We start from the raw sequence: 25,816 nt of genomic DNA on the forward strand, positions 1-25,816 counted from the left end.
AAGCTTTGTGACGGCGTGGCCTAGCCCTGCCGCAGCATAAGGGCCGGCGACCGGGCGAGCGCGCGGTTCAGGGCGGCAAGCCCGGCCAGTGCCATGACCGCTGCCGCCCCGGCGAGCCAGGGCAGCGCACCGACCAACGCCGGGCGGAAATTGAGCCAGCCGCCAATCGCTGCCCAGGCGGCGAGATTCCCCAGCAGCAGCGCCGCCAGCCCGGCAACAACCGCGATCAGCCCATATTCCAGCAGCGCCGCCACGGCCAACTGCCGGCGCGTCGCGCCCAGCATCTTCAGCAGCACCGCCTCCTGCACCCGCCGACGCTGTCCGGCCAGCACGGACCCCATCAGCACCAGCAGGGTGGCCAGCCCGCTCGCCGCCGCCAGCGCCGTCATCGCCGTTCCGCCGCGCGCGGCCACCCCGGCGAGGAAATCGATCACCTCCGCGACCTTGATCGTCGGCGATTCAGGGAAGGCATCGGCAAGGACCGCCCGCACTGTCTCCAGCGCCGCCTCATCCGCCAGCCAGAGCGCGGCCACCTCCCGATGAGGCGGCGGATCGGCCGGCGGTGACAGCAGGATCGGGAAGTCCAGGTCGAGCCCCGCCCAGTCCACCTGGCGCAGATTGGCGATCCGCCCTTCCAGCGGTTCGCCCAGCACGTTCAGCGTCAGAGTATCGCCGACCGCGACGCCAAGCCTGTCCGCCACGCGCGCATCGACCGACAGCAGCGTCGGCCCGTCATAATCCGCCGGCCACCAGTCGCCGGCCACGACGCCGGCGGCGGGCGGATCGGCCCGCCAGGACAGGCCCCGGTCGCCGCGGACGACGAAGCCGACTTCCGCCGGGATGCGCAGCTCGGCGACCGGCACGCCCCCGACACGGTCGAGCCGTCCATGCAGGAAGGGGGCCCGCGTCCAGCGCGCCAGCGCGGGCTGCGCCGCCATCAGCGTATCGAAGCGTGCGGCCTCCTCCGGTGGCAGGTTCAGCAGGATCAGGTCCGGGGATGCCGCCGGCAGCGTGTCTTGCAGATGCGAAGCCGCATTGCCGCGCAGCGACGCAGCCGCGACCAGCAGCGTCAGGCACAGGCCCAGCGCCAGCACCAGCGATGCCGTCGGCGCGCCGGGCCGGTGCAGGTTGGCGAGCGCCAGTCGCAGCAGCGGATAGCGGGTTCGGCCTGCAAACCGGCCGGCGCCCCACATGACAATCCGTCCGAGGGCAAGGAACCCCAGCACCGCGAGCGCCGCCCCGCTGGCGAATAGAGCGGCCACCACCGGCAGCGGCGCCGACCAGACCAGCAGCAAAAGGAGCAGCACCGCCAGCAGCGCCAGTGCGGAGAGCGTCCGCCAGCCAGGGCGCTGCCGCTCGCTTGCCACCAGATCGCGCAGCAGGTGTTGCGGCGGCAGCTGCGCCGCCCGCGCCAACGGCCAGAGCGCGAAGATCAGGCTCGCCAGCAGCCCGAAGCCGGCGGCGCTTGCCAGCGGCAGCGCCCGAAGCGCCGGATCGAGCGGCAGCCAGTCGGCCAGCAGCGGCGTTGCGGCGCGCGCGGCGGCGATGCCGAGCGCCAGCCCGAGGGCGACACCGGCCAGCGACGCCGCCATGATCTGCATGAGGTAGAGCCGACGTATGGTGGCGGTGGTGGCGCCCAGCCCCTTCAGGATGGCGATGGTGTCGCGTTTGCGGTCGAGATAGGCATTGACCGCGCCGCCGACGCCGACGCCGCCGATCAGCACCATGCCGAGCGACAGCAGGATCAGCAGGGAGGTGACGAAACCCATGCTGCGCTCCACGCCGGGCACGCCATCCGCGGCATCGATAATGCGGTAGCCGGCCTCCGGGAAGCGCTGCCCGAAATCGCGAATCCAGTCGCCCGCCGCAAGCTGGTCCCGCAGGCGCACGCGGCTGTACCAATAGGTCTGGGTGCCGGGCGCCACCAGCGCGTTTTGCTCGATGGCCGGCAAGGCGACGATCACCCGTGGCCCCAGCGTGAAGCCGCGCAGCGCACGGTCCGGCTCGGCGCAGATTATTGCCCGCATCTCGAAATTCTGGCCGCCGATCATAATGCGGTCGCCCAGCACCAGCCCCAGCACCGCCAGCAATTCCTCGCCCACGACAGTGCCCCGGATGCCGTCGCGTTTCGCCAGCGCTTCGGACAGCGGCATCGAAGGCTCCAGCACCACATCGCCATAGAGCGGATAGGCGGCATCGACCGCTTTCATCTCGATCAGCGTGCTGTTGCCGCCGCCATGCGCCAGCGGCCGCAGCTCGGCGGTCAGGCTCGCGGTGCCGGCTTCCGCGAACAGCGCCAGATGGTCAGGCGGCGGCGGACGGTGATAGAGCCGCAGCGAGACATCGCCGCCAATGCCGGCCCGCGCGCCGGCCTGCACGCCGTCCAGCACCATGCGCGACAGCAGGCCGGTCGCCGCCATCGCCGCCGTGCCCAGCGCGACGCACAAGATCAGCAGCCAGAAACCGCCCATCGCGCCGCGCAGATCGCGCAAGGCCAACCGCAGAATTGTCACGCCGCCTGTTCTCCCCGCTTTACATCCCCCGGGGGATATAGACCGTTTCAGCCGCTCATCGAAGGAAAAGCCAGACAAACGGGGAAGCTTGCCTTCCGGCCCCGGCAATGCATGTCCTATAGGCCGTGGGGAACCAAAAAGAACAGGGGGCAAGAAATGACCGGAAAAAAGAAGGCCATCGTCGTCGGCGCGCTGGGTGTCATCGGGCGCTATATCGTGGAGCGGCTGGAGGCCGAGGGCGGCTGGGAGATCATCGGCCTGTCGCGCCGGCAGGGCGAGAGCCGGGGCGATGTGCGCTATGTCGCCGTCGATCTGTTGGACGAGCGCGACGTGGCCGCAAAGATGGGCGCGTGCGCGGACGCCACGCACATCTTCTACGCCGCCTTTCAGGCCGTACCCGGCCATGCGTCAGGCTATGCCGCCAACATCGCGCCCAATCTCGACATGCTGGTGAACTCGGTCAGCGCCGTGGAGGCGCTTTCGCCTAATCTCGAACGGGTCGTGCTGGTGACCGGCACCAAGACCTATGGCGTGCATATGGGCCCCTACAAGACGCCGGCGCGGGAGAGCGATCCGCGCCACATGCCGCCCAACTATTACTTCAACCAGGTGGACTGGCTGACCGAGCGGCAGAAGGGCAAGCGCTGGGACTGGGTGGAGCTGCGTCCGCAGACCCTGTGCGGCTTCGCGCCCGGCACGCCGATGAGCATCGTGCCGGTGATCGGCGTCTATGCCGCCTTCTGCAAGGAGCTTGGTTTGCCCTTCCGCTTTCCCGGCAAGCCCGGCGCCTACACCTCGGTCTATCAGGTGACGGATTCGGCGCATTTCGCCGATGCCTGCCTGTGGGCGGCGTTGGAGCCGCGCTGTTCCAACCAGGCCTACAACATCACCAATGGCGATTATTTCCGCTGGTGCCATCTGTGGCCGGTCTTCGCGGATTTCTTCGGCCTGCCCTATGCGCCGCCGCAGACCATCTCGCTGACGCAGATGATGGCGGACAAGGAAGATCTCTGGAACGCCCTCGTCGCGAAGCACGGTCTGAAGCCCTATGGCTTCGACGAGATCGCTGCCTGGCCGTTCGGCGACTATGTGTTCGGCGCCGACTGGGACGTGATGTCGAACGTCACCAAGTCGCGCCAGCACGGCTTCCACAATGTCATCGACAGCGAGGAAATGTTCCTGCGGCTATTCCAGCGCTTCCGCGACGAGAAGATCATTCCCTGAGCTAAGCCGAGCGGGCTGCCCCCAGATAGCGGTCCACCTCTGCGCGCAACACCTCGGCCTGGCGCGACAGCTCGCCGGCGGCGTTCTGCACGTCGCGGGCGGCACTTTCGGTCTCGCCGGCGGATTCCAGCACCAGCGTGGTGCTGCGCGCGACCTCCGCCGTGCCGGCCGAGGCTTCCTGCACATTCTTGGAGATTTCCGATGTCGCCGCCGCCTGCTCCTCGACCGACAGGTTCACCGAGGCGGAAATCCGGCTGACATCGTCGATGGCGGTCACGATCTCGCCGATCGCGTGGACCGCCTTGCCGGTCGCCGTGCGGATGCCCTCGACCTGATCCTGAATGCGGGCCGTCGCCTCGCCGGTCTGGTTGGCCAGGCTCTTCACCTCCGACGCGACGACGGAGAAGCCCTTGCCCGCCTCGCCGGCCCGCGCCGCCTCGATGGTCGCGTTCAGTGCCAGCAAGTTGGTCTGCTCGGCAATCTCGCGGATCAGGGTGATGACGCTGCCGATCTCCTCGGCGGCCTGGCTCAGCGTCGCGACCTGGTCGTTCGCCAGCTTCGCCTTGTCGTTCGCCGCCTGGATGGTGCGCAGCGAATCGCCGACCTGCCGGGTGATCTCGCCGATGGAGGCCGACAGCTCCTCCGACGCCGAGGCGACCGCCCCGACATTGGCCGAAGCCTCTTCCGTCGCGGCGGCGACGGCGGTGGTCTGGGTCATGGTGCTGTTGGCCAGCCCGGTCAGGCTGGAGGAGGTTGCCTGCAGCTGCGTCGCCGCCGAGGCCACCACCTCGACCACGCTGCCGACCTGGCTTTCGAAGCCGTCGGTCAGGCTGGCGAAATGCGTCACCTTGGCGCCCATGCTCTCCGTGGCCTCGTTGATCCGGTTGGCGCTGACGAGGAAATGCCCGCCGAAGCCCTGCGGCTGGATCTTGCGGAAGAAGCGGCCCTTGGCGACATAGTCCATGGCGGCCCCGGCCTCGCGCACGAAGGCGTCGGTCACATCGACCAGATGATTGACCGCACGCAACAGCGCCAGCATCTCTCCGCCCTCGTCGAGGCGCGTCAGCCGCTGCTCGAAATCGCCGACCGCCACCGCGGTGCAGACTTCCTGCGTGCGCACGATCCAGCGCCGGGCCTTCGCCAGAAACAGCATCGTCGCCACCGCGCACAGCGCCGACAGGGCGGCAGCGGCGCTGGCATAGAGGCCGGCTTCAGCGACCGGCAGCCAGGGTAGCAGGGCTGCGGCGGCGGCGGTCAGCACCGCCAGCAGGGCGGCGGTGCCGGCCCTAGAGAGAGAGGACGAATTCGTCATAGCCGAGTCCCTTTTCCTGCAGCATGGCGGTCAGGCGCTCCTGCGCGGCCTTCAGCCCGTCCTTGCGGTTGGCCGGCTGCTCCTCGATGGCGCGCAGTTCCTTGTAGATCGGTTCGATGGCCGTGAGCGCAGCCGCTTTCGGAAAACGACGGTTGGAGTGATAACCCAGAATCCGCCCCTGGCCGTCCAGGCTGGGCGTCACATGCGCCAGCACCCAGTAATGGCCGCCGCTCTTGGTGCGGTTCTTCACATAGGCGAAGATTTCCTGGCCGGCCTGGATCCTGTCCCACAGCAGCTTGAAGACGCTGCGTGGCATGTCGGGATGACGGATGAAGCTGTGCGGCTGGCCCAGCGTCTCCGCCTCGCTATAGCCGGAAACCTTCATGAACACATCGTTGCAATAGGTGATGCGGCCCTTCGGGTCGGTCTTCGAGACGATGATCTCGTTCTCGCCGAAATCCACCCGCTCCCCTGTCACCGCCACTGCCGGCTGTCTGGCCATTCTCGTCCTCCCCCGGCTTTCTGCCGGCCGGTTCTGCGTGCGTACCCTTCCGGATGTACCGCTTGAAAAATATCATTTCAAGGATTGCGGACAGGAGGGCACATGCCCGAAAGCCGCCGCAAACCTAGTCGGCGAACGGCAAGCCTAACAGTGGTTTATCTAATTTAGGATAAAATAACGTAAAGCTTGATCAAGCGCGCCGGCGTTCAGCGCAGGAAGATATCGTGCGACAGCGTCTGGTGGACGAGCCGCGACAGCTCCGTCGATTTGTTGATCCGGAGTTTCTCGTAGAGCCGCTGCAGGATCGTGCGCACCGTGCTGACCTTGGTCTGCCGCAAGCGGGCAATATCCTCATGCGACATGCCGCGTGCGACCCCCAGCGCCACCACAGCCTCCGCCTCGGTGAGGGCCAGCCGCGCGACCAGCAATTCCTTGTCATCCGCGCCGGCAGCCTCGGCGTCGAGCACCTGCAGGACGATGCAGTTCTGCGTCTGCCCCGCAGTCAGGCCGGACGGGCGCGACAGGATCAGCGAGAGCGGGCTTCCATCCGCCATACTGCTGGAAAGCTGCAGGAAGACCGGGGCTTCGCGGCCCGCTTCCAGCGCCGCCAGCGCGGTGCGCAGGTCGTTATTGTCGCCGGCCTTGGAAAAGACCAGCCGGCCCCGCAGCAGCTGCAGCCGCGGGTCGGACTGGGCGATCCGCCGCGCCGCCTCGTTCGAGGCGAGGACCGAGGTATCGGCGTCGAGAATGAAGATCGGCTCCTTCAGCCGGTCGAACGCCAGAACCTCCAGCTGCGATTGCCCGCTGGCCAGGATACTACCCTGATGCAGCCGCATGACGGTGCGCAGCAGCTGCTGCATCGCCCCCAGCGTCGCCTTCTCCCGCGCATCGAACGGGCGCTGGGCCTCGGCCCGGACGATCGACAGGCGCACGCGCGGAAAGCCCGGCAGCTTGCCGTCATCGACGATGGAGACCAGCGTGCGCCCGATCTCATAGGGCTTCAGGTAATCATTGTAGAATTCGCTGCGCCGCAGATCCTCAAGCGGCAGCAGCTCGTCCGAAACGATCAGGCTGCCCTTCGGCGGCAGCCCGTCGCGGGTCGCGGCCTGCGTCCAGACATCCAGGCTGCCGTAATAGGCGGCATATTCGTTGAGCGCTTCCTGCGGTATGCCCGTGGCCGCCCACACGGCCCGCGGATCGGACGGCGCCAGATGCGGCGTATAGAGCGTGATCGCCCGCGCCTCGATCAGCCGCGTGATATCCGACAGGACGGATTGAAAATCCGGCGCGAACCGCTCGGACCTGGCCTCGGCTTGCATATTCATCCCCATCCCCGCGCTGACGCGTCCTGTCCTGTCTTGGCCCGTTTCCGCTCTTTTCGTTGAATACGCACGCATGAAACAGGCCGCACATCTCTAATGGATGAAAGCCCCTATATCCATAGAATTTGTGTGGTCATTACTTTGTGCGTATCGATGCGATATTTTTGATGACGAGCGAACGATACAATTGATGCATATCATCATATGCACTGATTAACATCAAGCATTTGCGAATGTGTTTTAATTTCGTATTTACGGTAAATTCTTATATTTCGTGCTTGTCATCCGCTTGCCTGCAGAAAGGCCAGTGGGTGGCAGTCAGTGCCTCACAGCGCCAATTGCCGGCCTATGGCGCTATTCGGAATCTGATTGAATGCCACGATCATGGAATATTCAGCGGGCACCTGCCTGTCGCCCATAGCGCAGGAATTCCGCATGACGCCGCGCCGGAAGCTTAGCGCCGCTCCTCCGGGGCGGCCCTTGGCGCCGCTGGCTGCACACGCTCTCGCGGGAAACGGATGCTGACGGTCGTGCCGTCACCCGGCACGCTGTCGATCACCGCGTCCGCCCCGAAGGCCTCGGCGAAGCGGCGCACCAGGGCGAGGCCAAGCCCCGCCCCTTCATGCTTGCGCGCCATGCCCATCTTCAGCTGCACGAAGGGCTCGAAGGCGAGGCGCGCCTCCTCCTGCGTCATGCCGACCCCGTGATCGACTACAGACAAGGTCAGCGCCTCGGCCTCCTCCGCTATCGTCACGGTAACCTCCCTGTCGGGCCCGGAGAATTTGATCGCATTGCCGATCAGGTTGATCAGGATCTGCCGGATTCTCCGCTCATCCGCCAGCAGCGCGGGCGCAGTCGCCGGAATGGCGTTCACCAGCCTCACCTGTGCCCGGTCAGCCGCAGGGCGCAGCATGGTGCAGCACTCCCCGGCGATACGATGCAGGTCGATATGGTCCTGCTCGAAATCCAGCTTGCCGGACTCGACGCGCGCGAGGTCCAGAATGTCCTGGATAATCGACAGCAGGTGTTCGCCGCTGAGCCTTATGTCGCCGGCATAGTTGCGATAGCGCGGGGGCAGGTCGCCGAACATCGCCTGCTCGATCATCTGCGAGAAGCCGATGATGGCGTTCAGCGGCGTGCGCAGCTCATGGCTCATATTGGCCAGGAATTCGGATTTGGCGTTGTTCGCCAGCTCCGCCTCTTCCTTCGCGCGCACCAGCCCTTCTTCCAGCGAACGCTGCTGGGTGATGTCCATGAAGGTGACAATGAAACCGCCGGAGGGCAGCCTGATGCTGCGCACCATCAGGAACACGCCATTAGGCCGGCGGTGCTGGTAGGGGTCGGTGCCGGTCCGAAACCAGTCCAGCCGTTCCTTGACCTTCGCCGCGACATCCGCTGGCGGGCCATATTCCCCGCGTTCGGTCAGATAGCTCAGGATATCCGCCGCCGCCGTGCCAACCCGGCACAGATCATCGGGCAATGTCACCATCTGCTGGAACGGGCTGTTGCAGAACCGCAAGCGTGCCTCCGCATCGAAGACCGCCAGCCCCTGCGGCAGGTTCAGCAGCACGGTTTCCAGCAGTTCGCGCTGCTCCTCGATCTCGCGCCGGATCGCCACCTCGCGGGTGACATCCCGGCCGGTTCCGCGATAACCCTTGAACCGCCCGCGCCGGTCGAATACCGGCACGCCGCTGATGCGGAACCGGATATTGCCCTCCCGGTCTGACCGGGAGCCCGGAATCCGGAAGGTATATTCCAGGTCGCGATACGAACTGTGGCTCTCTATAGCCGCAAGATATTCCCGCCGGAATTCCGCATTCTCGTCGCCAGTGCCGAACAGCTCCGCCCGCTTGCGCCCCAGGAAGCTGGACAGCGGCAATCCCGTCACCAGCAACAGCCGTTCCGAGCAATAAACGAAGCGGTCTTCCCGGTCCGTCTCCCACACCCAGTCGGCGGACATGTCGGCAATGTCCCGGAAGCGCGCTTCGCGCTCCAGCCCCTCGGCTTCCAGGCCGGCGAGCCGCCGTTGCAGCCGCTTGCCATAGATCAGCGTCATCAGGGCCAGCAGCGCGCCCAGCACCACCAGTCCCAGGACGAACCAATGCCGGACCGCACGCCCAATCGCGTTGACCTGCTCGGCAAACCGGTCCTGCACCTCGGTCATCCGCGCATCGATCGCCAGCAGCCTTGTGGTGAAGACGGCGTTGCGTTCGCGATTCCAGGGCCCTTCCTGGATTGCCTCATGCATGTCGGCGGCCACCTGCTCGATCTCCAGCAGCAGCGCGTCTGACTCGCTCCAGCTCTTCACGCTGGGCTGCAATAGCGCTGAATCCCCGAACAGCCGGAAGACCCAGGCGATGCCGGGCACATCGCCAGGGTGGTTCAGGCCGGCGGCAAGGTCTGCATAGCTGTCCCGCACCGGGCGGTCCGGGTCTTCGAGGATAAGACGGGCCGACCGGTCGGCCAGCGGCACGGCCATATCAGCACGGTAGGCAGCAAAATCCGCCGCGTCCCGGCTTTCGCCATAGCGCAGCAGGGCCAGCACCGCCGCCTTCTGATACCGGGAGTAATAATTCGCGCCGGAGGTGTAGGAGCGCGCCACATCGACGAACCAGATGCCGGCCAGGCCGAAGGAAACGGTTACCAGCAACGTGACGATGAAAACGGCGGCCAGCCCCGTCATCGCGATGGTCGTGACGGTGCGTCGCGTACCGCCGGACGCCTCCGCAGTGTCTTGCCGGTCCAGCAGGGGCCTTCTCCCTCATGCCGATGGTCTTTTTATTTTTAAGAGTACTCTCCTGCACGAATTCGACAAGAAATTGTGCAAGGCAGCCTGCCGGGTGACGAAAAGCTTGCGGGAAAGCGAGTCGGCATTATATATCTTCAAATAATTGCAGATAAGGAGTTCACATGCTGCGCCCCCTTGCCCCCGACGCCCTTCAGCAGCGCCTTGCCAGCGGCGAGATGCTGCTGATCGACATCCGCGAACCCGACGAATATGCCCGCGAGCATATAAGGGGCGCGCGGCTGATTCCGCTGAACGCCATCGACGCCGAGGATCTGACGGCCGAGCAGCGCCGCCCGGTCTGCTTCACCTGCCGCAGCGGCAACCGCACCGCCTTCAACGCCACGCGGCTGCTCGCGAAGGGCTTTCACGAGGCCTATGTGCTGGAAGGTGGGCTGGACGGCTGGAAGAAAGCCGGTCTGCCGGTGCATTTCAACCCGCGCGCACCGCTCGACCTGATGCGCCAGGTGCAGATTGCCGCCGGCGCGCTGGCGCTGGCCGGCGCGGTACTGGCCGCGACCGTCTCGCCCTGGTTCATCCTGCTCAGCGGCTTTGTCGGGGCCGGCCTCGTCTTCGCCGGTGTAACCGGTTTCTGCGGCATGGCAAGGCTGCTGAAGCTTATGCCCTGGAACCGCGCCAGCATTGGCTGAATCCGCTATCCTGAACGCATCAGAACAGGAGGACGCCATGCGCCCCACCGTTGACAGCTTCTTCGATGAGGCGACCAACACGGTCAGCCACATTGTCGCCGACCCGGCGACCGGCAAGGCCGCCATCATCGATTCGGTGCTGGATTTCGACTCCGCCTCGGGCCGGACCGACACCGCCTCGGCAGACAAGCTGATCGCGCATATCAAGGCGAAGGGCCTCACGGTGGAGTGGGTGCTGGAGACGCATATCCATGCCGACCATCTGACCGCCGCCCCCTACCTGCTGGAAAGGCTGGGCGGAAGCCTGGGAGTCGGCGGTGCCATCGCCCAGGTGCAGCGGACCTTCGGCGAGATTTTCAACGTCGGGCCCGGCTTCGCGCGCGATGGCAGCCAGTTCCACCGCCTGTTCCGGGACGGCGAAACCTTCCGGCTGGGCGACATCGAGGTCCGGGCCATCCACACGCCGGGGCATACGCCGGCCTGCATGACCTATGTCATCGGCGATGCCGCCTTCGTCGGCGACACTTTATTCATGCCGGATTACGGCACGGCGCGCTGCGACTTTCCCGGCGGCGATGCCCGCCAGCTCTACCGCTCGATCCAGAAGATTTTCGCGCTGCCGCCGGAGACGCGGCTGTTCCTGTGCCATGATTACAAGGCGCCGGGCCGCGACGAGTACCGCTGGGAAACCAGTGTGGCGGAGGAGCGCGCCAGCAACATCCATGTGCATGACGGCGTGACGGAGGAGGAGTTCGTCGCCATGCGCACCGCGCGCGACGCCACCCTGTCCATACCGCGCCTCATCCTGCCCTCGGTGCAGGTGAACATGCGCGCCGGCCATTTCCCGTCCGCCGAGGAAAATGGCGTCAGCTACCTGAAGCTGCCGCTGAACGCGCTTTAGCAATTACGCTGCAACTGAATATGGTTGCATCATTCTTCTGGCTGCTTATATCCTAAGCGTCTGGACACAGGTTCTGAAAGCATATGACCCGTCGGGACAAGCTGGTCGCCCGGCTGAAAGCCCGCCCGTGCGACTTTACCTGGGCGGAGCTGGTCAGAGTGCTGGAAGGGTTGGGCTATAATGAAGTTGCCACCGGCAAGACCGGCGGATCGCGGCGGCGCTTTGTGCATAAAACCGCACCGGCCTTGCTGCTGCACAAGCCCCATCCCGGCAACATCGTGAAGATGTATGTGATCGATGAAATCATCCGAACCCTCGGCGAGGCGGGGCTGATATGAGCAAGCTACTGGAATACAAAAACTATTTCGGCTCCGTCGAGTTCAGCGAGGAAGACGAGGTGTTTCACGGCAAGCTGGAATTCATCCGCGATCTCGTGACCTTCGAGGCCACGGACGCAAAGGGCCTGAAAGCCGCCTTCCAGGAAGCGGTGGATGATTATCTTGCCTTCTGCGCCGAACAGGGGCGCACCCCGGATATTCCGCTGAAAGGCAGCTTCAACGTCCGGCCCGGCCAGGAACTGCACCGCCGGGCGATGCTGCTCGCCGCACGCAAGGGCCTGAACCTCAATACGCTGGTCAGCGATGCGCTGCGGCGCTATCTGGACAAGGAGGAGAGCGCCGCTTGAGGGCCTGGCCTGACGGCGCGCTGGCACCAGTCCAGCACCGCCTCTGCCTCGGCCGGCAGGCTGGCCGCAAGCCCGCCATGGAAATTGGCCCAGGCCGGGGCGTAATCCTCGCGCACCGGCACCAGCACCGGAATATTGTCGGCGATTGCCCGCGCGATCACCGGGCGCAGGCCGGACCCGTCCGCCTCCGCCTTGCCGAAACGGTTCACCACCAGCAGGTCGGCGCCAGCCTCCAGCGCCGCCTCAAGCCGGCCCGCCGCCTCGGTCAGGGCCACGGAATCGAGCCGGCAGCCCTCGGAAAACCGCCCCAGATCCTGCGATATACCCATGACGCCGCCGCCGGCAAGATCGCGCAGCCGCATGGTCGAGCAGGCATCCGCCCCGACCTCGCCCCCTAAAAGGGCCGAATCATCTTCCTGCAGGAAGCCGATGACGCGCACCCCGTCCTGGCGCAGCCGCTCAACCACCGTCGCCAGCAGCGCATCAATTGGCGCGCGGCCCTTGAAGGGGATATCGGCAATCGGTGTCGCGCTGTCAGTCACGGCGGGCCGTCCTGGCTGTTTTCCCGTCCCCGAACGCTATCCGAAAGCCGGTCCCGGCACCAGCGCGCAGGATGGTTGAACGGGCAAATGACGGAATGATCCGGGTTGATATGGGTCAATGTCTGTAACAGGAGAATCCGTATCTTCAAATATGAGAGGTATCCTAAAAGCGAGGCCAAAAGGAGGAGCGACAAAATGTACAAGAACATTCTGGTTCCCATCGACCTGACGCAGGCGGAAAAGGGCACGGCCATGCTTGCCGTTGCCGCCAAACTGGCCGATCAGGGCGCCAAGATCACCGCGATCACCGTGGTGGAGGATTTGCCGGGTTATGTCCGCGCGGAACTGCCGACCGGCCTAGTCGAGAAGAATTTGAAGGCCGCGCAGGAGGAGATGGCGAAGCTGGTGAAAGACAGCGGCGTCGCCGCCAGCGTGCAGGTCAGCGATGGCAACCCATCGCGCGAAATCCTGGACCATGCCAGCAAGATTGGCGCTGACCTCATCATCGTCGCCTCGCACCGCCCCGGCATGCAGGATTACTTCCTGGGTTCGACGGCGGCCCGCGTCGTCCGCCACGCCGCCTGCTCGGTGCTGGTGACGCGCTGAATAGGGTCAGGCCGGCGCCGCCGCGCGCCGGCCACCGCCCAGCCTGAGCAGGAAGAACAGCGCGATGGCGATGTTCGCGAGGTTCCAGGCGAAGCCGTTCAGGAAGGCGGCCTCGTAGGACAGCGTCAGATCGTAGATCGCGCCCGACATCCAACCGCCGACCGCCATTCCCAGCAGCGTCGCCGACAGCACGAGGCCGATGCGCGCGCCCGCCTCCGATGCCGGGAAATATTCCCGCACGATCATCGCATAGGTCGGCACGATGCCGCCCTGCGCCAGCCCGAACAGGGCGGAGACGATGAACAGCGGCGCCAGCCCGTCGAACGGCAGGAACAGCAGCAGCGAGAGCGCCTGCAGCCCGCTGCTCGTCAGCAGCGTCCAGAGCGGTCCGATACGGTCCGCCAGCCAGCCGAAGAACAGCCGGCTGATAATGCCGGTCGCCAGCATGAGGGAGAGCATCTGCGCACCCCGCGCCGAGCCGAAGCCCAGATCGGCGCACAGCGCCACGATATGGACCTGCGGCATCGCCATGGCGACACAGCACAGAACGCCAGCCACCACCAGCAGGCCTTGCAGCAGGCGCGGCGAGATACCGGGCGAGACTGCGACCGTCGGCGTACCTGCCGGCACCGGCCTGACCACCGGTTCAGGCGCGCGGCGGCGCAGCAGCAGCGTCAGCGGCAGGATGGTGACGAGGCAGAACAGGCCGATTCCGACGTGGGTCGTGCGCCAGCCCACAGTTTCGATGAAATGCTGAGCGATCGGCGGCCACACCGTACCGGCCATGTAGCTGCCGCAGGCGCAGATGGCGACGGCGATGCCGCGATGCTTCGTGAACCAGCGCGAGATGTCAGCAATCATCGGGCCGAAGGTGGCGGAGCTGCCGAGCAGCCCGATCAGCACGCCATGCGCCAGCGCGAACTGCCACAGCGTCTGCGCCTGGCCGGCCAGGATATAGCCCAGCGCCAGCATGCAGGTGCCGCCGACCAGCGGCGGCAGCACGCCGAACCGGTCGGCCAGCCTTCCCATCAGGATGCCGCCGACGGCGAACCCGACCATCAGTAGTGTGTAGGGCAGGGCCGCATCGGCGCGAGCAACCTGGAATTCCGCCTCCACCGCCGGCAGCGCCACGACGACCGACCACAGGCCGACACCGCCGATGGTGGTCACCAGCAGCGAGATCGCTAGACGAAACCAGGCATAGGGCGGATCGCCCTCCGGATGGAGGGCGTCTGCACGGTCGCTCATCGGGCGGTTCCTCCCGGCCCCTTGCAGGGGCGGCGCTCTTCTCCGGCGCCTGCCCCGGTTGCTTCTTACATAACGACTTCGATCAGATGCGGCCCCTTGGCGCGCAGCGCCGATTTCATCACCTCGGCCAGCCGCTCGGCACTCTCGACCCGCGTCGCATCGACGCCAAGGCCGCGCGCCAGATTGACCCAGCCAATATCGGGATCGGCGAGGCTGAGCATGTTCAGCGCCTTCGGCCCCGGATTGTTGGCGCCGACATTGGCCAGCTCGCCGCGCAGGATGTTGTAGCTGCGGTTGGAGAAGATCAGCGTCAGCACGTCCAGCTTCTCGCGCGCCTGCGTCCACAGCCCCTGCACCGTGTACATGGCGCTGCCATCGGCCTGCAGCGAGACCACCTTGCGGTCCGGGCAGGCGACCGCCGCGCCCGTCGCCATCGGGATGCCGACGCCAATCGCGCCGCCCGACAGCTGCAGCCAGTCCATCGGGCCCGACGCATGGGTCGAGGGGAAGAAGCGCCGGCCGGTGGTGACCCCCTCGTCGCAGACGATGGCGTTTTCCGGCAGCAGCGCACCGACAACGGCGCCGATGGTCTCCGGCGTCAGCGCGCCGGTCGGGATGGCAGGCCGCTCGCGCGACGGGATCACCAGCTTCTGCGTGGCGCCCACCGCATCGGCAAGGCGCGCCAGCGCTTCCGGCTGATCCTCTGCCGGGGTGGCGACCATGATGACGTTGCAGCCTTCCGGCGCGATGAGGCTGGGCTTGTCCGGATAGGCGAAGAAGGCGACCGGATTGCGCGAGCCGATCAGGATCAGATGTTTCACCTCGGCCAGCACGGCGACCGCCTGATCGACCGGATAGGGCAGCCGCTCGATGGCGACACGGCCCTGGCCGCGTTCCATGCGGGCGTTGCTGGTCTCGGCCAGCAGGCCGGCGCCGGTCTTCTCGGCAATGCGGGCCGCCAGTTCCAGCCCCTCCGCGCGGACCGCCTTGTCGCCCAGCAGGATCATCACCTTCTCGCCGGACTTCAGCGCCTTGGCGGCGGCCTGGATGGCGGCTTCATCGGCCTTGGCGCGCTCCGGGATCGCCGGCACCGCGGCAATGCCGGCGCCTTCCTCCCAGGTCGCGTCGGCCGGCGCAATCAGCGTGGCGATCTGGCCCGGCGCAGTGCGCGCGGCGGCGATGGCGTCGGCGGCGTCGGCGGCAATGGTGGCGGCGCTGGCGGAGGTCTTCACCCAGTGCGAATAGGGTTTCGCCGTGCCTTCAATATCGGCGGTCAGCGGCGCGTCATACTGCACGTGATAGGTTGCATGCTCACCGACGATGTTGACCATCGGGCTGCGCGCCTTCTTGGCATTGTGCAGATTGGCGATGCCGTTGCCCAGCCCCGGCCCGAGATGCAGCAGCGTCGAGGCCGGCTTGTCGGCCATGCGGGCATAGCCGTCCGCCGCACCGGTCGCCACGCCCTCGAACAGGCACAGCACGCAACGCACGCCATCGACCCGGTCGAGGGCCGCGACGAAGTGCATTTCCGAGGTGCCGGGATTGGTGAAGCAGACATCGACTCCGCCCGCCTTCAGGGTACGAACCAGACTTTCAGCGCCGTTCATGGTGGTATCTTTCGCGATTATTCGAGGTGGTTGCCATCCGGGGTAGCGCCCCGCCGGACGGCGGTCAAGTTGCAAACTTCATTGACATTCTGTCGTGCCCTACTCAGCTCCGGCGAAGACGTTCCGCCAGGGCGATGCCGCCCAGCACAAAGGCCAGCGCCAGCGCATGATAGAGCTGGAAGCGCTCGCCCAGGATCAGCACCGCCAGCAAGGCGGAGAAGATCGGCACCAGATTGACGAACACGCCGGCCCGCCCCGGCCCCACCAGTTCCACGCTGCGCAGGAAGAAGATCTGCGCCAGGAAGGACGGGAACAGCGCAATAAAGGACAGCACCGCCCAGCCGGTCAGGCTCGGCCACTGGAAGCGGCCCATCGCCGCCTCGATGCCGACCAGCGGCAGCGAGGTCAGCAGCGCCGCGACCGCCATCACCGAGAACATGGCAAGCCCCGACACTGCCGGACGCTTGCGCAATGCCACCGTGTAGCCGGCATAGAGCAGGCAGGCCAGCACCATCAGCAAATCGCCATTGTTGAAGGCAAGCTCGGCCAGCCGGGCGATGTCGCCCTGCGCCGCGATGATGGCGACGCCCAGCATGGTCACCGCCACGCCGGCGAATTGCAGGCCGGTGACCGGGGTGCGATAGGCCGCATAGGCGCCCATCAGCACGAAGACCGGGATCGAGCCCTGGATGATTCCGATATTGATCGCCACGGTGAAATGGGCGGCGATATAGAACAGCGCGTTGAAGCCGGTAAAGCCCAGCGCGCCCAGCGCGAACAGGTAGGGCAGGTGCCGGCGCAGCACCGGCCATTCCGCGATCAGCCGGTGGCGGGCGAACAGCGCGATCAGCACTACCACGCCGGTCCAGCGCAGCATGGTCAGCGCCATCGGCGACACCTCGCCGACCGCCAGCCGACCGGCCACGGCGTTGCCGCCCCAGGACAGGGTGGTCAGCACCAGCAGCAGATAGGCATTGCCGAACAGCCAGCCGACCGGACCACCGGCGGAGCCTGTTGTCTCCGGCGGCGTGGAAACCTTGTCCACTTGTTGTTTCTCCGCGCCTGTTGGCGATTATCTCCCCGCCCTCTTTATCGCCCCCGCCGCCGCTTGTCACGCCGTGCGGGCGCAGGCTAGGCTCCCTTGCGGCGCAATGCTGCCCGCCTCCCACCGCGCGAGACATGAACCCATGCCCCAGCCTGCCCCCGCCGCCCTTGGCGATCCGCTGTACGAGGTGGATACCCCGGCCCTGATCCTCGACCTCGACGCGTTCGAGGCCAATCTGCAGCTGCTGGCCACCGCCGCGCAGGCCGCCGGGGTGCGGCTGCGCCCGCACGCCAAGACTCATAAATGCGCGGAGATCGCCAAGCGCCAGATGGCGCTGGGCGCCATCGGCATCTGCTGCCAGAAGGTCTCCGAGGCCGAGGCCATGGTAAATGCCGGCATCGACAATGTGCTGGTCAGTAACGAGGTGGTGGGCAAGGCGAAGCTGGACCGGCTGGCCGCCCTGCGCAAGCGCGCCTGGGTCGGCGTTTGCGCCGACGATGCTGGCAATGTCGATGATCTGGACGCGGCGGCGGCACGTGCCGGCGTGCGCCTGCCGGTGCTGGTGGAGATCGATGTCGGGGCGGGGCGCTGCGGCGTTGCCCCCGGCGCGCCGGCGGTGGCGCTGGCCCGGCACATCGCTTCCAAGGAGAATCTGGAATTCGCCGGGCTGCAGGCCTATCAGGGCAAGGCCCAGCACATCCGCGGCATTGGCGAGCGCCGCGCCGCCATCGACAAGGCGGTGGCGATGGTGCGCGAGACGCTGGATGGGCTGAAGGCCGCCGGCCTCGACTGCCTGATCGTCGGCGGCGCCGGCACCGGCACCTTCGAGATGGAGGCGGCGTCCGGCGTCTATAACGAGCTGCAGGCCGGCTCCTACGTCTTCATGGATGCGGATTATGCCCGCAACCTGAAGGAGGACGGGCAGTTCGTGGACACCTTCCGGCACGCGCTGTTCATCCATACCACGGTGATGAGCCACCCGGCGGCGGAGCGCGCCTATCTGGATGCCGGGCTGAAGGCCTTCAGCGTCGATTCCGGCCTGCCCACGGTCCATGAACTGGAGGGGGCGGAGCTGGTGCGCGCCTCCGACGAGCATGGCGCGCTGGCGCTGTCCAACCCCGGCAACAGGCCGAAGCTGGGCGACAAGCTGCGCCTCATCCCCGGCCATTGCGATCCGACGGTGAACCTCTATGACTGGATCGTCGGCATCCGCGACGGCCGCGTCGAGGCGCTGTGGGAGGTCACCGCGCGCGGCGCGCTGGCATAACAAAACCCTCTCCCCCTTGCGGGAGAGGGCTGCGAAGGCTTACGAGCGAAGCGAGTTAGGCGAAGCTGGGTGAGGGGTAGGCCAATGACAGCGCCGCCCCCCTCACCCGGTTCGCTACCGCTCACCACCCTCTCCCGCCAGGGGAGAGGGTGACACGAGCGTCCTACGCCGCGACGGCGTCCAGCCCCGGCGCATCCACCAGCACCACCTGGGTATCCTCCAGCGCCTTGATCTCGACGCTGTCCAGATCGCTGATGGCGACGCCATCGCGGGACTCGGCGCGGGTGCCGTTCACCTCGATCTTCCCATCGGTCGAGACGAGGTAGAGGTAGCGCCCCTTGCCCAACGTATAGGTCGTGCTGTCGCCGGCCTTGAAGCTGCCGCCCAGCACAGCCGCATCCTGGTTGATCGGCAGCGCGTCCGTGTCGCCCGTCCGGCCGCTGGCCAGCACGGTCAGCCTGCCATTCTGCTCCTTCGGGAAGGTGCGGGCCTCCCAGTAAGGCTCGGCATGGCGCTTGTTGGGCATGATCCAGATCTGGAAGATCTGGGTGTCGTCCGGCTCCTGATTGTACTCGGAGTGGACGATGCCCTTGCCGGCGCTCATCACCTGCACGTCACCCGCCTCGGTGCGGCCGACATTGCCCAGCCGGTCGGTATGGGTGATCGCGCCTTTGCGGACATAGGTGACGATCTCCATGTCGCGGTGGCCGTGCGGGTCGAACCCGGTGAAGGGCGAGATCGTGTCATCGTTCCAGACACGCAGCGCGCCCCAGCCCATGCGGGACATGTCGTGGTAATTGGCGAAGCTGAAATGATGCTTGGCCTTCAGCCAGCCATACTCGGCACCGCCAAGGGTGGAAAACGGACGAACGTCAATCATGACAGTCACTCCTTGCCTCGCCTGCGCCGGCATTGTGGTCCGGGCAGGCCGTAAAAACGTTACTTCACAAGCTTCGCGGCGATCCCCGCGACATGGGCGCCCTGCTTGCGGGCGATGGTCAGCTCGACCTCGCTGGGCTGACGGCTGCCGTCAGGCCCAGCCACGGTGCCGGCGCCATAGGCGGAGCCGCCGCGGAATTCGCTGATATCGGTCAGCTCCTCGATCGAGTAGGGCGCGCCGACGACGACCATGCCGTGATGCATCAACGTCGGGATGAAGCCCAGGATGGTGCTCTCATTGCCGCTGCCGGTACCGGTCGAGGTGAACACGCTGCCCACCTTGCCGACCAGCGCGCCCTTCATCCACAGACCGCCGGTCTGGTCCATGAAGTTGCGCATCTGCGAGGCAACCGTACCAAAGCGCGTCGGCGCGCCGAAGATGACCGCGTCATACTCGGCCAGCTCGTCCGGCTTGGCGATGGGGGCGTCGTGATCCAGCTTCATGCCGGACTTCTTCGCCACATCCTCCGGCACCAGTTCCGGCACACGCTTGATCGTGACCTCAGCACCGGCGCCCTTGGCGCCCTCGGCGACGGCCTTCGCCATCGTCTCGATATGGCCGTAGGAGGAATAATAGAGAACCAGAACCTTCGCCATGTACCTGCTCCTTCGCATCTGTTGTGGCCGTCTGGCGGCCGGACCAATCTGATGGGCAGGATATAGCGCGGAAGGACTGTCTCTTAAATCCGGCCCATGGCACAATACTGTTTCCAGACAGAAACGATGGAGCCGATATGCAGGATCTGAACGCGATGCTGGTCTTCGCCCGGGTGGTGGAGGAAGGCGGGTTTTCGGCGGCGGCGGAGAAGCTGACCCTGTCGAAATCCGCCGTCTCCAAGCAGGTGGCGAAGCTGGAGGACCAGCTGGGCGTGCGGCTGCTGAACCGCACCACACGCCGCATCAGCCTGACCGAGGCGGGCGAGCTGTTCTTCGTCCGCGCGCAGGAGGTGGTGGCGGCAGCCGAAGCGGCGGAACAGGCGGCGACCAGCCTGCAGGACGCGCCGCGCGGCACGTTGCGGCTGAATGCGCCGGTCAGCTTCGGGCGGCAGCATCTGGCGCCGGCCCTGCCGGATTTCCTTTACGTCAATCCCGACGTCACCATCGACATGACGCTGACCGACCGCTTCGTCGATCTGGTGAAGGAAGGCTATGACATGGCGATCCGCATCGGCGCGCTGCCGGATTCGACGCTGATCCAGCGCCGGCTGGCCGATGCCCGCATGCTGACCGTCGCCTCCCCCGACTATCTGACGCGGCGAGGTGTCCCGCAGACGCCGCTCGACCTGCAGCGCCATGACTGCCTGTGTTACGCCTATCAGGCGACCGGCGACGAATGGCGCTTCTCTGGCCCGGAAGGCATCATCCGGGTGCGCGTGGCCGGCCAGTTGCGGGCGAACAATGGCGATGTCCTGATGGAGGCCGCCATCGCCGGCCTTGGCATCATTGTGCTGCCCAGCTTCCTGGCTGGCGACGCGGTGCGCGGCGGCCAGCTGACGCCGATCCTACGCGACTACAAGCTTTCCGAAGGGGCGATCCATGCGGTCTATCCGCATGCCCGCCACGTCTCCGCCAAGGTCCGCGCCTTCACCGATTTCCTCGCCAGGCGCTTCGGCGGCAAGCCCTATTGGGACCGGGATTTGTAGGAACGTATCTGCCATTCCTCCCCCTACGTCATGGCCAGTTTCCCTCCTTTCAACTCCGCCCGTCACCCCCGCACTTGTTGCGGGGGTCTAGGCTTCCGCTTTCTGGATGTCTGCCCGAGTAGGCTGAACCCTGGATTCCCGGCACAAGGCCGGGAATGACGGTTGGAGAAACGGCACCGCCATGTGATTCTATTCTCTTGTCTTACCCCCGCTTCCGCTTGCCTTTCGGCGCTTCCGGGCATAGTGTCGCCCCGATTTCGCACCCCCATTTCGCACTCACGGTCGCAAGGGGCGACAGCGCCATGAAATCCGCCATCATTCTCTTCCCCGGCACCAACCGCGAGCAGGACATGCGCGCGGCGCTCCGCCAGTCTTCCGGCGTCGATCCCTACCTCATCTTCCACCGCGAGACGGAAGTGCCCGAGGTCGATCTGATCGTCATTCCCGGCGGTTTCGCCCATGGCGATTACCTGCGATGCGGCGCGATGGCCGCGCGCTCCCCGGTGATGCGCGACGTGGTCGCCAAGGCGAAGCGCGGCGTGCCGGTGCTGGGCGTGTGCAACGGCTTCCAGGTGCTGACCGAGACCGGCCTGCTGCCGGGTGCGCTGATGCGCAACGCCGACCTGAAGTTCGTGTGCCGCAATGTCGATCTGCGCGTCGAGAGCAGCCAGTCGCTGTTCACCAGCGGTCTTAGCGAAGGCCAGGTGATGAACGTGCCGGTCGCCCATCATGACGGCAATTACTTCGCCGACGAGGCGACGCTGGACCGGCTGGAAGGCGAGGGCCGCGTGGCCTTCCGCTATTGCGCGCCGGACGGCGCGGTGGACGGGCGTGGCAACCCGAACGGTTCGGCCCGCAACATCGCCGGCATCTTCAACGAGACCAAGAATGTGCTGGGCATGATGCCGCATCCCGAGGATTCGGTTGAACCGATCCAGGGCGGCACCGACGGGCGCGGCCTGTTCGACGGCATCGTGCGTGCCCTCTCCTGATCCCTTAAATCCCAGCAGTACGGAAAGCGTCCAGGCATGACCGCAACCGAGGCCAGCCGGCGGAATGTCGCCATCACCCCCGAGATCGTCGCCGAACATGGGCTGACGGCGGAGGAATATGACCGCGTCCTGAAAATCATGGGCCGCGAGCCGACGATCACCGAGCTTGGCATCTTCTCGGTGATGTGGAGCGAGCATTGCTCCTACAAATCCTCGCGGATCTGGCTGAAGACGCTGCCGACCAAGGGGCCGCGCGTCATCCAGGGGCCGGGCGAGAATGCCGGCGTGGTCGATATCGGCGACGGGCAGGCGGCGATCTTCAAGATCGAGAGCCACAACCACCCCTCCTTCATCGAACCCTACCAGGGGGCGGCGACCGGTGTGGGCGGCATCCTGCGCGACGTGTTCACCATGGGCGCGCGCCCCATCGCCAACATGAACGCGCTGCGCTTCGGCGAGCCCAGCCACCCGAAGACAAGGCATCTGGTGTCCGGCGTGGTGTCGGGCATCGGCGGCTACGGCAATTGCGTCGGCGTGCCGACGGTGGGCGGCGAGACCAATTTCGACCCGTCCTACAATGGCAACATCCTGGTCAACGCCATGACGGTGGGCGTGGCGCGTACCGACCGCATCTTCTATTCCAAGGCGGCGGGTGTGGGGAATCCCGTGGTCTATGTCGGCGCCAAGACCGGGCGCGACGGCATTCACGGCGCCACCATGGCGTCGGCCGAATTCACCGACGACAGCGAGGAGAAGCGCCCGACCGTGCAGGTTGGCGACCCGTTCACCGAGAAGCTGCTGATCGAGGCCTGCCTGGAGCTGATGGCCGAGGACGCCATCGTCGCCATCCAGGACATGGGCGCTGCCGGCCTCACCTCCTCCTCCGTCGAGATGGCATCCAAGGGCGAGCTTGGCATCGAGCTGGAGATCGACCGCGTGCCGATGCGCGAGACCGGCATGACGCCCTATGAGGTGATGCTGTCGGAAAGCCAGGAGCGCATGCTGATCGTCCTGAAGCCGGAGGCGGAAGCCAAGGCCAAGGCGATCTTCGACAAGTGGGAGCTGGATTTCGCCGTCATTGGCCGGCTGACCGACAGCGGCAATCTGGTGCTGAAGATGCACGGCGAAACCTATGCCGACATCCCGGTCGCCCCGCTGGTCGCCGAAGCCCCGGAATATGACCGCCCATGGGTTCCGACCGAAAAGCCGGCAACCATCGCCGCCTCGGACCTCACACGCGACATCGGCGTGCTGGACGCGCTGAAGGAGCTGGTCGGCGGGCCGCACCTTTCCAGCCGGCGCTGGATCTGGGAGCAGTACGACCATCTGGTCATGGGCAACACCATCCAGCGGCCGGGCGGCGATTCCGCCGTCGTGCGCCTTGAGGGCAGCAGCAAGGGCATCGCGATCACCACCGACTGCACGCCGCGCTATTGCTACAGCCATCCGGAGACGGGCGGCGCGCAGGCGGTGGCCGAGAGCTGGCGCAACCTGACCGCCGTGGGGGCGGAGCCGATTGCCGTCACCAACAATCTGAATTTCGGCAACCCGCAGCGCCCGGAAATCATGGGCCAGCTGGTCGGCTGCATCAAAGGCATGGGTGAGGCCTGCCGCGCGCTCGACTTCCCGGTCGTGTCCGGCAATGTGTCGCTGTACAACGAGACCAACGGCAAGGGCATCCTGCCGACCCCGGTGATCGGCGGCGTCGGCCTGCTGCCGGATGTGGCCCAGCAGGCCACGCTGGCGCTGCGCAAGGCGGGCGAGACGCTGGTGCTGATCGGCGATCACTCCGGCTGGCTGGGATCGTCGCTCTATCTGCAGGAGATCGAGAAGCGCCGCGAGGGCGCGCCGCCGCCGGTCGATCTGGCCGCCGAGCGCCGCACCGGCGATTTCGTGCGCGCGCAGATCAGGGCCGGCAGCCTCAGCACCGTGCATGATCTCTCCGATGGCGGGCTGCTGGTCACTGTCGCCGAGATGGCGATGGCCGGCGGCACGGGCGCCGCGCTGGAGCCGACGGCCAAGGGCAAGGACCTGACCGCCTGGTGCTTCGGCGAGGATCAGGGCTGCTATGTCGTCGCAACATCCGATCCGGCCAGCGTGCTGGCGGCGGCGGAAAAGGCCGGCGTCCCGGCGAAACGTATCGGTACGACCGGCGGGGCCGAATTGACAGTGGCCGGCGCCGGTGCCATATCGGTGGAAGCGCTGCGCCGGGCCCATGAGGACTGGTTCCCGTCCTACATGGATCAGGCGGCGGCAGGGAACGCGTAAGCTTACCGGCGACGACAGCCAGCGACGACAGGGAGACAGGCAGATGCCGATGGATTTGGGCGAACTTGAGCGCATGATCAAGCAGGCGCTGCCCGATGCCACGGTGACGATCGAGGATCTGCGCGGCGATGGCGACCATTACGCCGCGCATGTCGTCTCTTCATCCTTCGCCGGGAAGAGCCGTGTGCAGCAGCACCAGATGGTGTATCAGGCGCTGCAGGGGCGAATGGGCAACGAGCTGCATGCGCTGGCGCTGCAGACCTCGGTGCCGGAAGCCTGACAAGGCAAGCCTAACCGGGAACCACAGCCAGCCGCCGGCTTTGCTGGCGCAACGCACCAGACGCCGGCCGTGCCGGTGCAAGCAAAGGAATTGGAACCATGGACGCTTCGGTTCGCGACCGCATTCAGGGCGAGATCGACAGTAACGACATCGTGCTGTTCATGAAGGGCACGCCAACCTTCCCGCAGTGCGGATTCTCCGCCGTCGTCGTGCAGGTGCTGAATCACCTGGAAGTCGACTACAAGGGCATCAACGTGCTGGAAGACCCCTCGGTGCGCGACGGCATCAAGGAATTCTCCAACTGGCCGACCATTCCGCAGCTCTATGTGAAGGGCGAGTTCATCGGCGGCTGCGACATCGTGCGCGAGATGTACGAGACCGGCGAGCTGACCGACCTTATGGCCACCCGCGGGATCGCCGTCGCGGCGGAATAACCGCTCCATACACTACCGGATACCGGAAAGGCCGCCTGAAAGGGCGGCCTTTTCCTTTTCTTCCCTCTCCCCTTGCGGGAGAGGGTTGCGGAGCCTTATGAGCGAAGCGAGCTAAACGAAGCTGGGTGAGGGGTACCCGCACTGGCGGAGCCGCCCCCTTACCCGGACGCTTCGCGTCCACCCTCTCCCGCAAGGGGAGAGGGTTTAGGGACAGGCGTCTCGAAGCATAGGGCGGCTTAAAGAAAATTCCCCCCAAACGAGAACGGCCCGGCGTGATGCCGGGCCGCGTCGTAGTCGGGATGTTCCGTACCGGTTAGCGCGAGTAGAACTCGACCACCTGGTTCGGCTCCATCGACACCGGGTAGGGCACGTCGGCCAGCTTCGGGATGCGGGTGAAGGTACCCTTCATCGCGCTGTGATCGACATCCAGATAGTCCGGCACGTCGCGCTCGCCCGACGAGCTGCCTTCCAGCACCAGCGGCAACTGGCGGGACTTTTCCTTCACCTCGATCACATCGCCCTCGCGGACCATGTAGGAGGGGATGTTCACGCGCTTGCCATTGACCTTGATGTGGCCGTGGTTCACGAACTGGCGCGCCGCGAACACGGTCGGCACGAACTTCATGCGGTAGATCACGGCATCCAGGCGGCGCTCCAGCAGGCCGATCAGGTTCTCGCCGGTGTCGCCCTTCAGGCGCACAGCCTCCTCATAGAGGCGGCGGAACTGGCGCTCGCCGATATTGCCGTAATAGCCCTTCAGCTTCTGCTTCGCCATCAGCTGCACGCCGTAGTCGGTCGGCTTGCGGCGGCGCTGGCCATGCTGGCCCGGGCGGTAGTCGCGCTTGTTCAGCGGGCTCTTCGGCCGGCCCCAGAGGTTCACACTGAGGCGGCGGTCAATTTTATACTTGGATTCCTGACGCTTCGACATTCTCTAAACCTTGCTCCGTTTATACGGATGATGATGTCCCGGTAGGTCCTGCGGTCCGTTTCCGAACCCGGACGGGAATGGGCGCGCGTAAACGCCCATTCCGCATTCCCGGGAATGAAGGCG

Annotated in this window: 24 protein-coding genes; 12 read left to right on the plus strand and 12 right to left on the minus strand. The window is 66.0% G+C overall.

Annotated features, from left to right (window positions below; translation table 11 throughout):
• Positions 1 to 20: 20 nt before the first annotated feature.
• A complete protein-coding gene (locus tag P24_RS20630) occupies positions 21 to 2,513 on the minus strand; it encodes an ABC transporter permease (RefSeq protein ID WP_156816251.1) in 2,493 nt (830 codons plus the stop codon).
• 156 nt (positions 2,514 to 2,669) lie between these two features.
• Here P24_RS20630 and P24_RS09510 point away from each other — a divergent pair, with 156 nt between their 5' ends.
• Positions 2,670 to 3,737, plus strand: coding sequence for an SDR family oxidoreductase (locus P24_RS09510; protein WP_008944499.1), 1,068 nt, complete (start codon positions 2,670 to 2,672; stop codon positions 3,735 to 3,737).
• 1 nt (position 3,738) lies between these two features.
• On the opposite strand, the gene P24_RS09515 is transcribed toward P24_RS09510, so the two are convergent.
• The 4 genes from P24_RS09515 to P24_RS19220 all read right to left on the minus strand — a co-directional run bounded on the left by P24_RS09515 (position 3,739) and on the right by P24_RS19220 (position 9,556).
• Positions 3,739 to 5,049: a methyl-accepting chemotaxis protein gene (locus tag P24_RS09515; protein WP_008944500.1), complete on the minus strand. Its 1,311-nt coding sequence runs from the start codon at positions 5,047 to 5,049 to the stop codon at positions 3,739 to 3,741.
• Positions 5,024 to 5,551: a PAS domain-containing protein gene (locus P24_RS09520; RefSeq protein WP_008944501.1), complete on the minus strand. Its 528-nt coding sequence runs from the start codon at positions 5,549 to 5,551 to the stop codon at positions 5,024 to 5,026. Before P24_RS09520 ends, P24_RS09515 begins: the two co-directional genes overlap by 26 nt.
• 206 nt (positions 5,552 to 5,757) lie before the next feature.
• The gene (locus tag P24_RS09525; protein WP_008944502.1) at positions 5,758 to 6,876 is read right to left on the minus strand and encodes a helix-turn-helix transcriptional regulator; all 1,119 of its coding nucleotides are present in this window, start codon (positions 6,874 to 6,876) and stop codon (positions 5,758 to 5,760) included.
• A 451-nt stretch (positions 6,877 to 7,327) separates the two neighbouring features.
• Positions 7,328 to 9,556 (minus strand): PAS-domain containing protein, encoded by a 2,229-nt coding sequence (locus P24_RS19220; RefSeq protein ID WP_008944503.1) that lies wholly within the window; start codon positions 9,554 to 9,556, stop codon positions 7,328 to 7,330.
• Between the two features lie 227 nt (positions 9,557 to 9,783).
• On the opposite strand from P24_RS19220, the gene P24_RS09535 reads away from it, so the two are divergent.
• The 4 genes from P24_RS09535 to P24_RS09550 all read left to right on the plus strand — a co-directional run bounded on the left by P24_RS09535 (position 9,784) and on the right by P24_RS09550 (position 11,894).
• Positions 9,784 to 10,308 (plus strand): rhodanese family protein, encoded by a 525-nt coding sequence (locus P24_RS09535; protein WP_008944505.1) that lies wholly within the window; start codon positions 9,784 to 9,786, stop codon positions 10,306 to 10,308.
• A 37-nt stretch (positions 10,309 to 10,345) separates the two neighbouring features.
• The gene (locus P24_RS09540; protein WP_008944506.1) at positions 10,346 to 11,209 is read left to right on the plus strand and encodes an MBL fold metallo-hydrolase; all 864 of its coding nucleotides are present in this window, start codon (positions 10,346 to 10,348) and stop codon (positions 11,207 to 11,209) included.
• A gap of 83 nt (positions 11,210 to 11,292) precedes the next feature.
• Positions 11,293 to 11,547, plus strand: a complete 255-nt coding sequence (locus tag P24_RS09545) for a type II toxin-antitoxin system HicA family toxin (protein ID WP_008944507.1) — start codon at positions 11,293 to 11,295, stop codon at positions 11,545 to 11,547.
• A complete protein-coding gene (locus tag P24_RS09550; RefSeq protein WP_008944508.1) occupies positions 11,544 to 11,894 on the plus strand; it encodes a type II toxin-antitoxin system HicB family antitoxin in 351 nt (116 codons plus the stop codon). The genes P24_RS09545 and P24_RS09550 overlap by 4 nt, the downstream gene beginning before the upstream one ends.
• Here the strand turns inward: P24_RS09550 and P24_RS09555 are convergent.
• Entirely contained in the window at positions 11,864 to 12,436 is a 573-nt protein-coding gene (locus P24_RS09555; RefSeq protein ID WP_008944509.1) for a DUF2478 domain-containing protein, read from the minus strand. The two genes, P24_RS09550 and P24_RS09555, sit on opposite strands and share 31 nt — an antisense overlap.
• A gap of 195 nt (positions 12,437 to 12,631) precedes the next feature.
• On the opposite strand from P24_RS09555, the gene P24_RS09560 reads away from it, so the two are divergent.
• Positions 12,632 to 13,042 (plus strand): universal stress protein, encoded by a 411-nt coding sequence (locus P24_RS09560; protein WP_008944510.1) that lies wholly within the window; start codon positions 12,632 to 12,634, stop codon positions 13,040 to 13,042.
• Between the two features lie 6 nt (positions 13,043 to 13,048).
• Here the strand turns inward: P24_RS09560 and P24_RS09565 are convergent, their stop codons facing one another.
• The 3 genes from P24_RS09565 to P24_RS09575 form a co-directional block, all read right to left on the minus strand.
• The gene (locus tag P24_RS09565) at positions 13,049 to 14,290 is read right to left on the minus strand and encodes an MFS transporter (protein ID WP_008944511.1); all 1,242 of its coding nucleotides are present in this window, start codon (positions 14,288 to 14,290) and stop codon (positions 13,049 to 13,051) included.
• A 65-nt stretch (positions 14,291 to 14,355) separates the two neighbouring features.
• Positions 14,356 to 15,897 (minus strand): acetolactate synthase large subunit, encoded by a 1,542-nt coding sequence (locus P24_RS09570; protein ID WP_008944512.1) that lies wholly within the window; start codon positions 15,895 to 15,897, stop codon positions 14,356 to 14,358.
• A 103-nt stretch (positions 15,898 to 16,000) separates the two neighbouring features.
• Positions 16,001 to 16,942, minus strand: a complete 942-nt coding sequence (locus tag P24_RS09575) for a DMT family transporter (RefSeq protein WP_008944513.1) — start codon at positions 16,940 to 16,942, stop codon at positions 16,001 to 16,003.
• 142 nt (positions 16,943 to 17,084) lie between these two features.
• On the opposite strand from P24_RS09575, the gene P24_RS09580 reads away from it, so the two are divergent.
• Positions 17,085 to 18,209 (plus strand): DSD1 family PLP-dependent enzyme, encoded by a 1,125-nt coding sequence (locus P24_RS09580; protein ID WP_008944514.1) that lies wholly within the window; start codon positions 17,085 to 17,087, stop codon positions 18,207 to 18,209.
• 163 nt (positions 18,210 to 18,372) lie between these two features.
• Here P24_RS09580 and P24_RS09585 read toward each other — a convergent pair whose 3' ends face one another.
• Both P24_RS09585 and wrbA read right to left on the minus strand, forming a co-directional pair.
• On the minus strand, positions 18,373 to 19,089 hold the full coding sequence (locus P24_RS09585) for a pirin family protein (protein WP_008944515.1): 717 nt from the start codon (positions 19,087 to 19,089) through the stop codon (positions 18,373 to 18,375).
• 59 nt (positions 19,090 to 19,148) lie between these two features.
• Complete coding sequence (wrbA, locus tag P24_RS09590; RefSeq protein ID WP_008944516.1) at positions 19,149 to 19,745, minus strand: NAD(P)H:quinone oxidoreductase; 597 nt, start codon at positions 19,743 to 19,745, stop codon at positions 19,149 to 19,151.
• 137 nt (positions 19,746 to 19,882) lie between these two features.
• On the opposite strand from wrbA, the gene P24_RS09595 reads away from it, so the two are divergent.
• The 5 genes from P24_RS09595 to grxD all read left to right on the plus strand — a co-directional run bounded on the left by P24_RS09595 (position 19,883) and on the right by grxD (position 24,765).
• A complete protein-coding gene (locus P24_RS09595; RefSeq protein WP_008944517.1) occupies positions 19,883 to 20,791 on the plus strand; it encodes a LysR family transcriptional regulator in 909 nt (302 codons plus the stop codon).
• Positions 20,792 to 21,093: 302 nt separating this feature from the next.
• Positions 21,094 to 21,783 (plus strand): phosphoribosylformylglycinamidine synthase subunit PurQ, encoded by a 690-nt coding sequence (gene purQ / locus P24_RS09600; RefSeq protein WP_008944518.1) that lies wholly within the window; start codon positions 21,094 to 21,096, stop codon positions 21,781 to 21,783.
• A gap of 36 nt (positions 21,784 to 21,819) precedes the next feature.
• Positions 21,820 to 24,051 (plus strand): phosphoribosylformylglycinamidine synthase subunit PurL, encoded by a 2,232-nt coding sequence (gene purL, locus P24_RS09605; protein WP_008944519.1) that lies wholly within the window; start codon positions 21,820 to 21,822, stop codon positions 24,049 to 24,051.
• A gap of 43 nt (positions 24,052 to 24,094) precedes the next feature.
• A complete protein-coding gene (locus tag P24_RS09610) occupies positions 24,095 to 24,331 on the plus strand; it encodes a BolA family protein (RefSeq protein WP_008944520.1) in 237 nt (78 codons plus the stop codon).
• 98 nt (positions 24,332 to 24,429) lie between these two features.
• The gene (gene grxD / locus P24_RS09615; protein WP_008944521.1) at positions 24,430 to 24,765 is read left to right on the plus strand and encodes a Grx4 family monothiol glutaredoxin; all 336 of its coding nucleotides are present in this window, start codon (positions 24,430 to 24,432) and stop codon (positions 24,763 to 24,765) included.
• A 313-nt stretch (positions 24,766 to 25,078) separates the two neighbouring features.
• On the opposite strand, the gene rpsD is transcribed toward grxD, so the two are convergent.
• Positions 25,079 to 25,693 (minus strand): 30S ribosomal protein S4, encoded by a 615-nt coding sequence (gene rpsD / locus P24_RS09620; protein WP_008944522.1) that lies wholly within the window; start codon positions 25,691 to 25,693, stop codon positions 25,079 to 25,081.
• Positions 25,694 to 25,816: the final 123 nt, after the last annotated feature.

Source organism: Oceanibaculum indicum P24, from assembly GCF_000299935.1.
Classification (GTDB): domain Bacteria; phylum Pseudomonadota; class Alphaproteobacteria; order Oceanibaculales; family Oceanibaculaceae; genus Oceanibaculum; species Oceanibaculum indicum.

What these genes read in the sequence shown, in the direction of transcription:
- P24_RS09570 (WP_008944512.1), bottom strand. Translation starts at nt 15,897, where the DNA reads ATGAACGGCGCTGAAAGTCTGGTTCGTACCCTGAAGGCGGGCGGAGTC.
- wrbA (WP_008944516.1), bottom strand. Translation starts at nt 19,745, where the DNA reads ATGGCGAAGGTTCTGGTTCTCTATTATTCCTCCTACGGCCATATCGAG.
- P24_RS09550 (WP_008944508.1), top strand. Translation starts at nt 11,544, where the DNA reads ATGAGCAAGCTACTGGAATACAAAAACTATTTCGGCTCCGTCGAGTTC.
- P24_RS09525 (WP_008944502.1), bottom strand. Translation starts at nt 6,876, where the DNA reads ATGAATATGCAAGCCGAGGCCAGGTCCGAGCGGTTCGCGCCGGATTTT.
- rpsD (WP_008944522.1), bottom strand. Translation starts at nt 25,693, where the DNA reads ATGTCGAAGCGTCAGGAATCCAAGTATAAAATTGACCGCCGCCTCAGT.
- P24_RS09520 (WP_008944501.1), bottom strand. Translation starts at nt 5,551, where the DNA reads ATGGCCAGACAGCCGGCAGTGGCGGTGACAGGGGAGCGGGTGGATTTC.
- P24_RS19220 (WP_008944503.1), bottom strand. Translation starts at nt 9,556, where the DNA reads ATGACGGGGCTGGCCGCCGTTTTCATCGTCACGTTGCTGGTAACCGTT.
- P24_RS09595 (WP_008944517.1), top strand. Translation starts at nt 19,883, where the DNA reads ATGCAGGATCTGAACGCGATGCTGGTCTTCGCCCGGGTGGTGGAGGAA.
- P24_RS09610 (WP_008944520.1), top strand. Translation starts at nt 24,095, where the DNA reads ATGCCGATGGATTTGGGCGAACTTGAGCGCATGATCAAGCAGGCGCTG.
- P24_RS09565 (WP_008944511.1), bottom strand. Translation starts at nt 14,290, where the DNA reads ATGAGCGACCGTGCAGACGCCCTCCATCCGGAGGGCGATCCGCCCTAT.
- P24_RS09545 (WP_008944507.1), top strand. Translation starts at nt 11,293, where the DNA reads ATGACCCGTCGGGACAAGCTGGTCGCCCGGCTGAAAGCCCGCCCGTGC.
- P24_RS09540 (WP_008944506.1), top strand. Translation starts at nt 10,346, where the DNA reads ATGCGCCCCACCGTTGACAGCTTCTTCGATGAGGCGACCAACACGGTC.
- P24_RS09560 (WP_008944510.1), top strand. Translation starts at nt 12,632, where the DNA reads ATGTACAAGAACATTCTGGTTCCCATCGACCTGACGCAGGCGGAAAAG.
- P24_RS09580 (WP_008944514.1), top strand. Translation starts at nt 17,085, where the DNA reads ATGCCCCAGCCTGCCCCCGCCGCCCTTGGCGATCCGCTGTACGAGGTG.
- P24_RS09535 (WP_008944505.1), top strand. Translation starts at nt 9,784, where the DNA reads ATGCTGCGCCCCCTTGCCCCCGACGCCCTTCAGCAGCGCCTTGCCAGC.
- P24_RS09515 (WP_008944500.1), bottom strand. Translation starts at nt 5,049, where the DNA reads ATGACGAATTCGTCCTCTCTCTCTAGGGCCGGCACCGCCGCCCTGCTG.
- purL (WP_008944519.1), top strand. Translation starts at nt 21,820, where the DNA reads ATGACCGCAACCGAGGCCAGCCGGCGGAATGTCGCCATCACCCCCGAG.
- P24_RS09585 (WP_008944515.1), bottom strand. Translation starts at nt 19,089, where the DNA reads ATGATTGACGTTCGTCCGTTTTCCACCCTTGGCGGTGCCGAGTATGGC.
- purQ (WP_008944518.1), top strand. Translation starts at nt 21,094, where the DNA reads ATGAAATCCGCCATCATTCTCTTCCCCGGCACCAACCGCGAGCAGGAC.
- grxD (WP_008944521.1), top strand. Translation starts at nt 24,430, where the DNA reads ATGGACGCTTCGGTTCGCGACCGCATTCAGGGCGAGATCGACAGTAAC.
- P24_RS09510 (WP_008944499.1), top strand. Translation starts at nt 2,670, where the DNA reads ATGACCGGAAAAAAGAAGGCCATCGTCGTCGGCGCGCTGGGTGTCATC.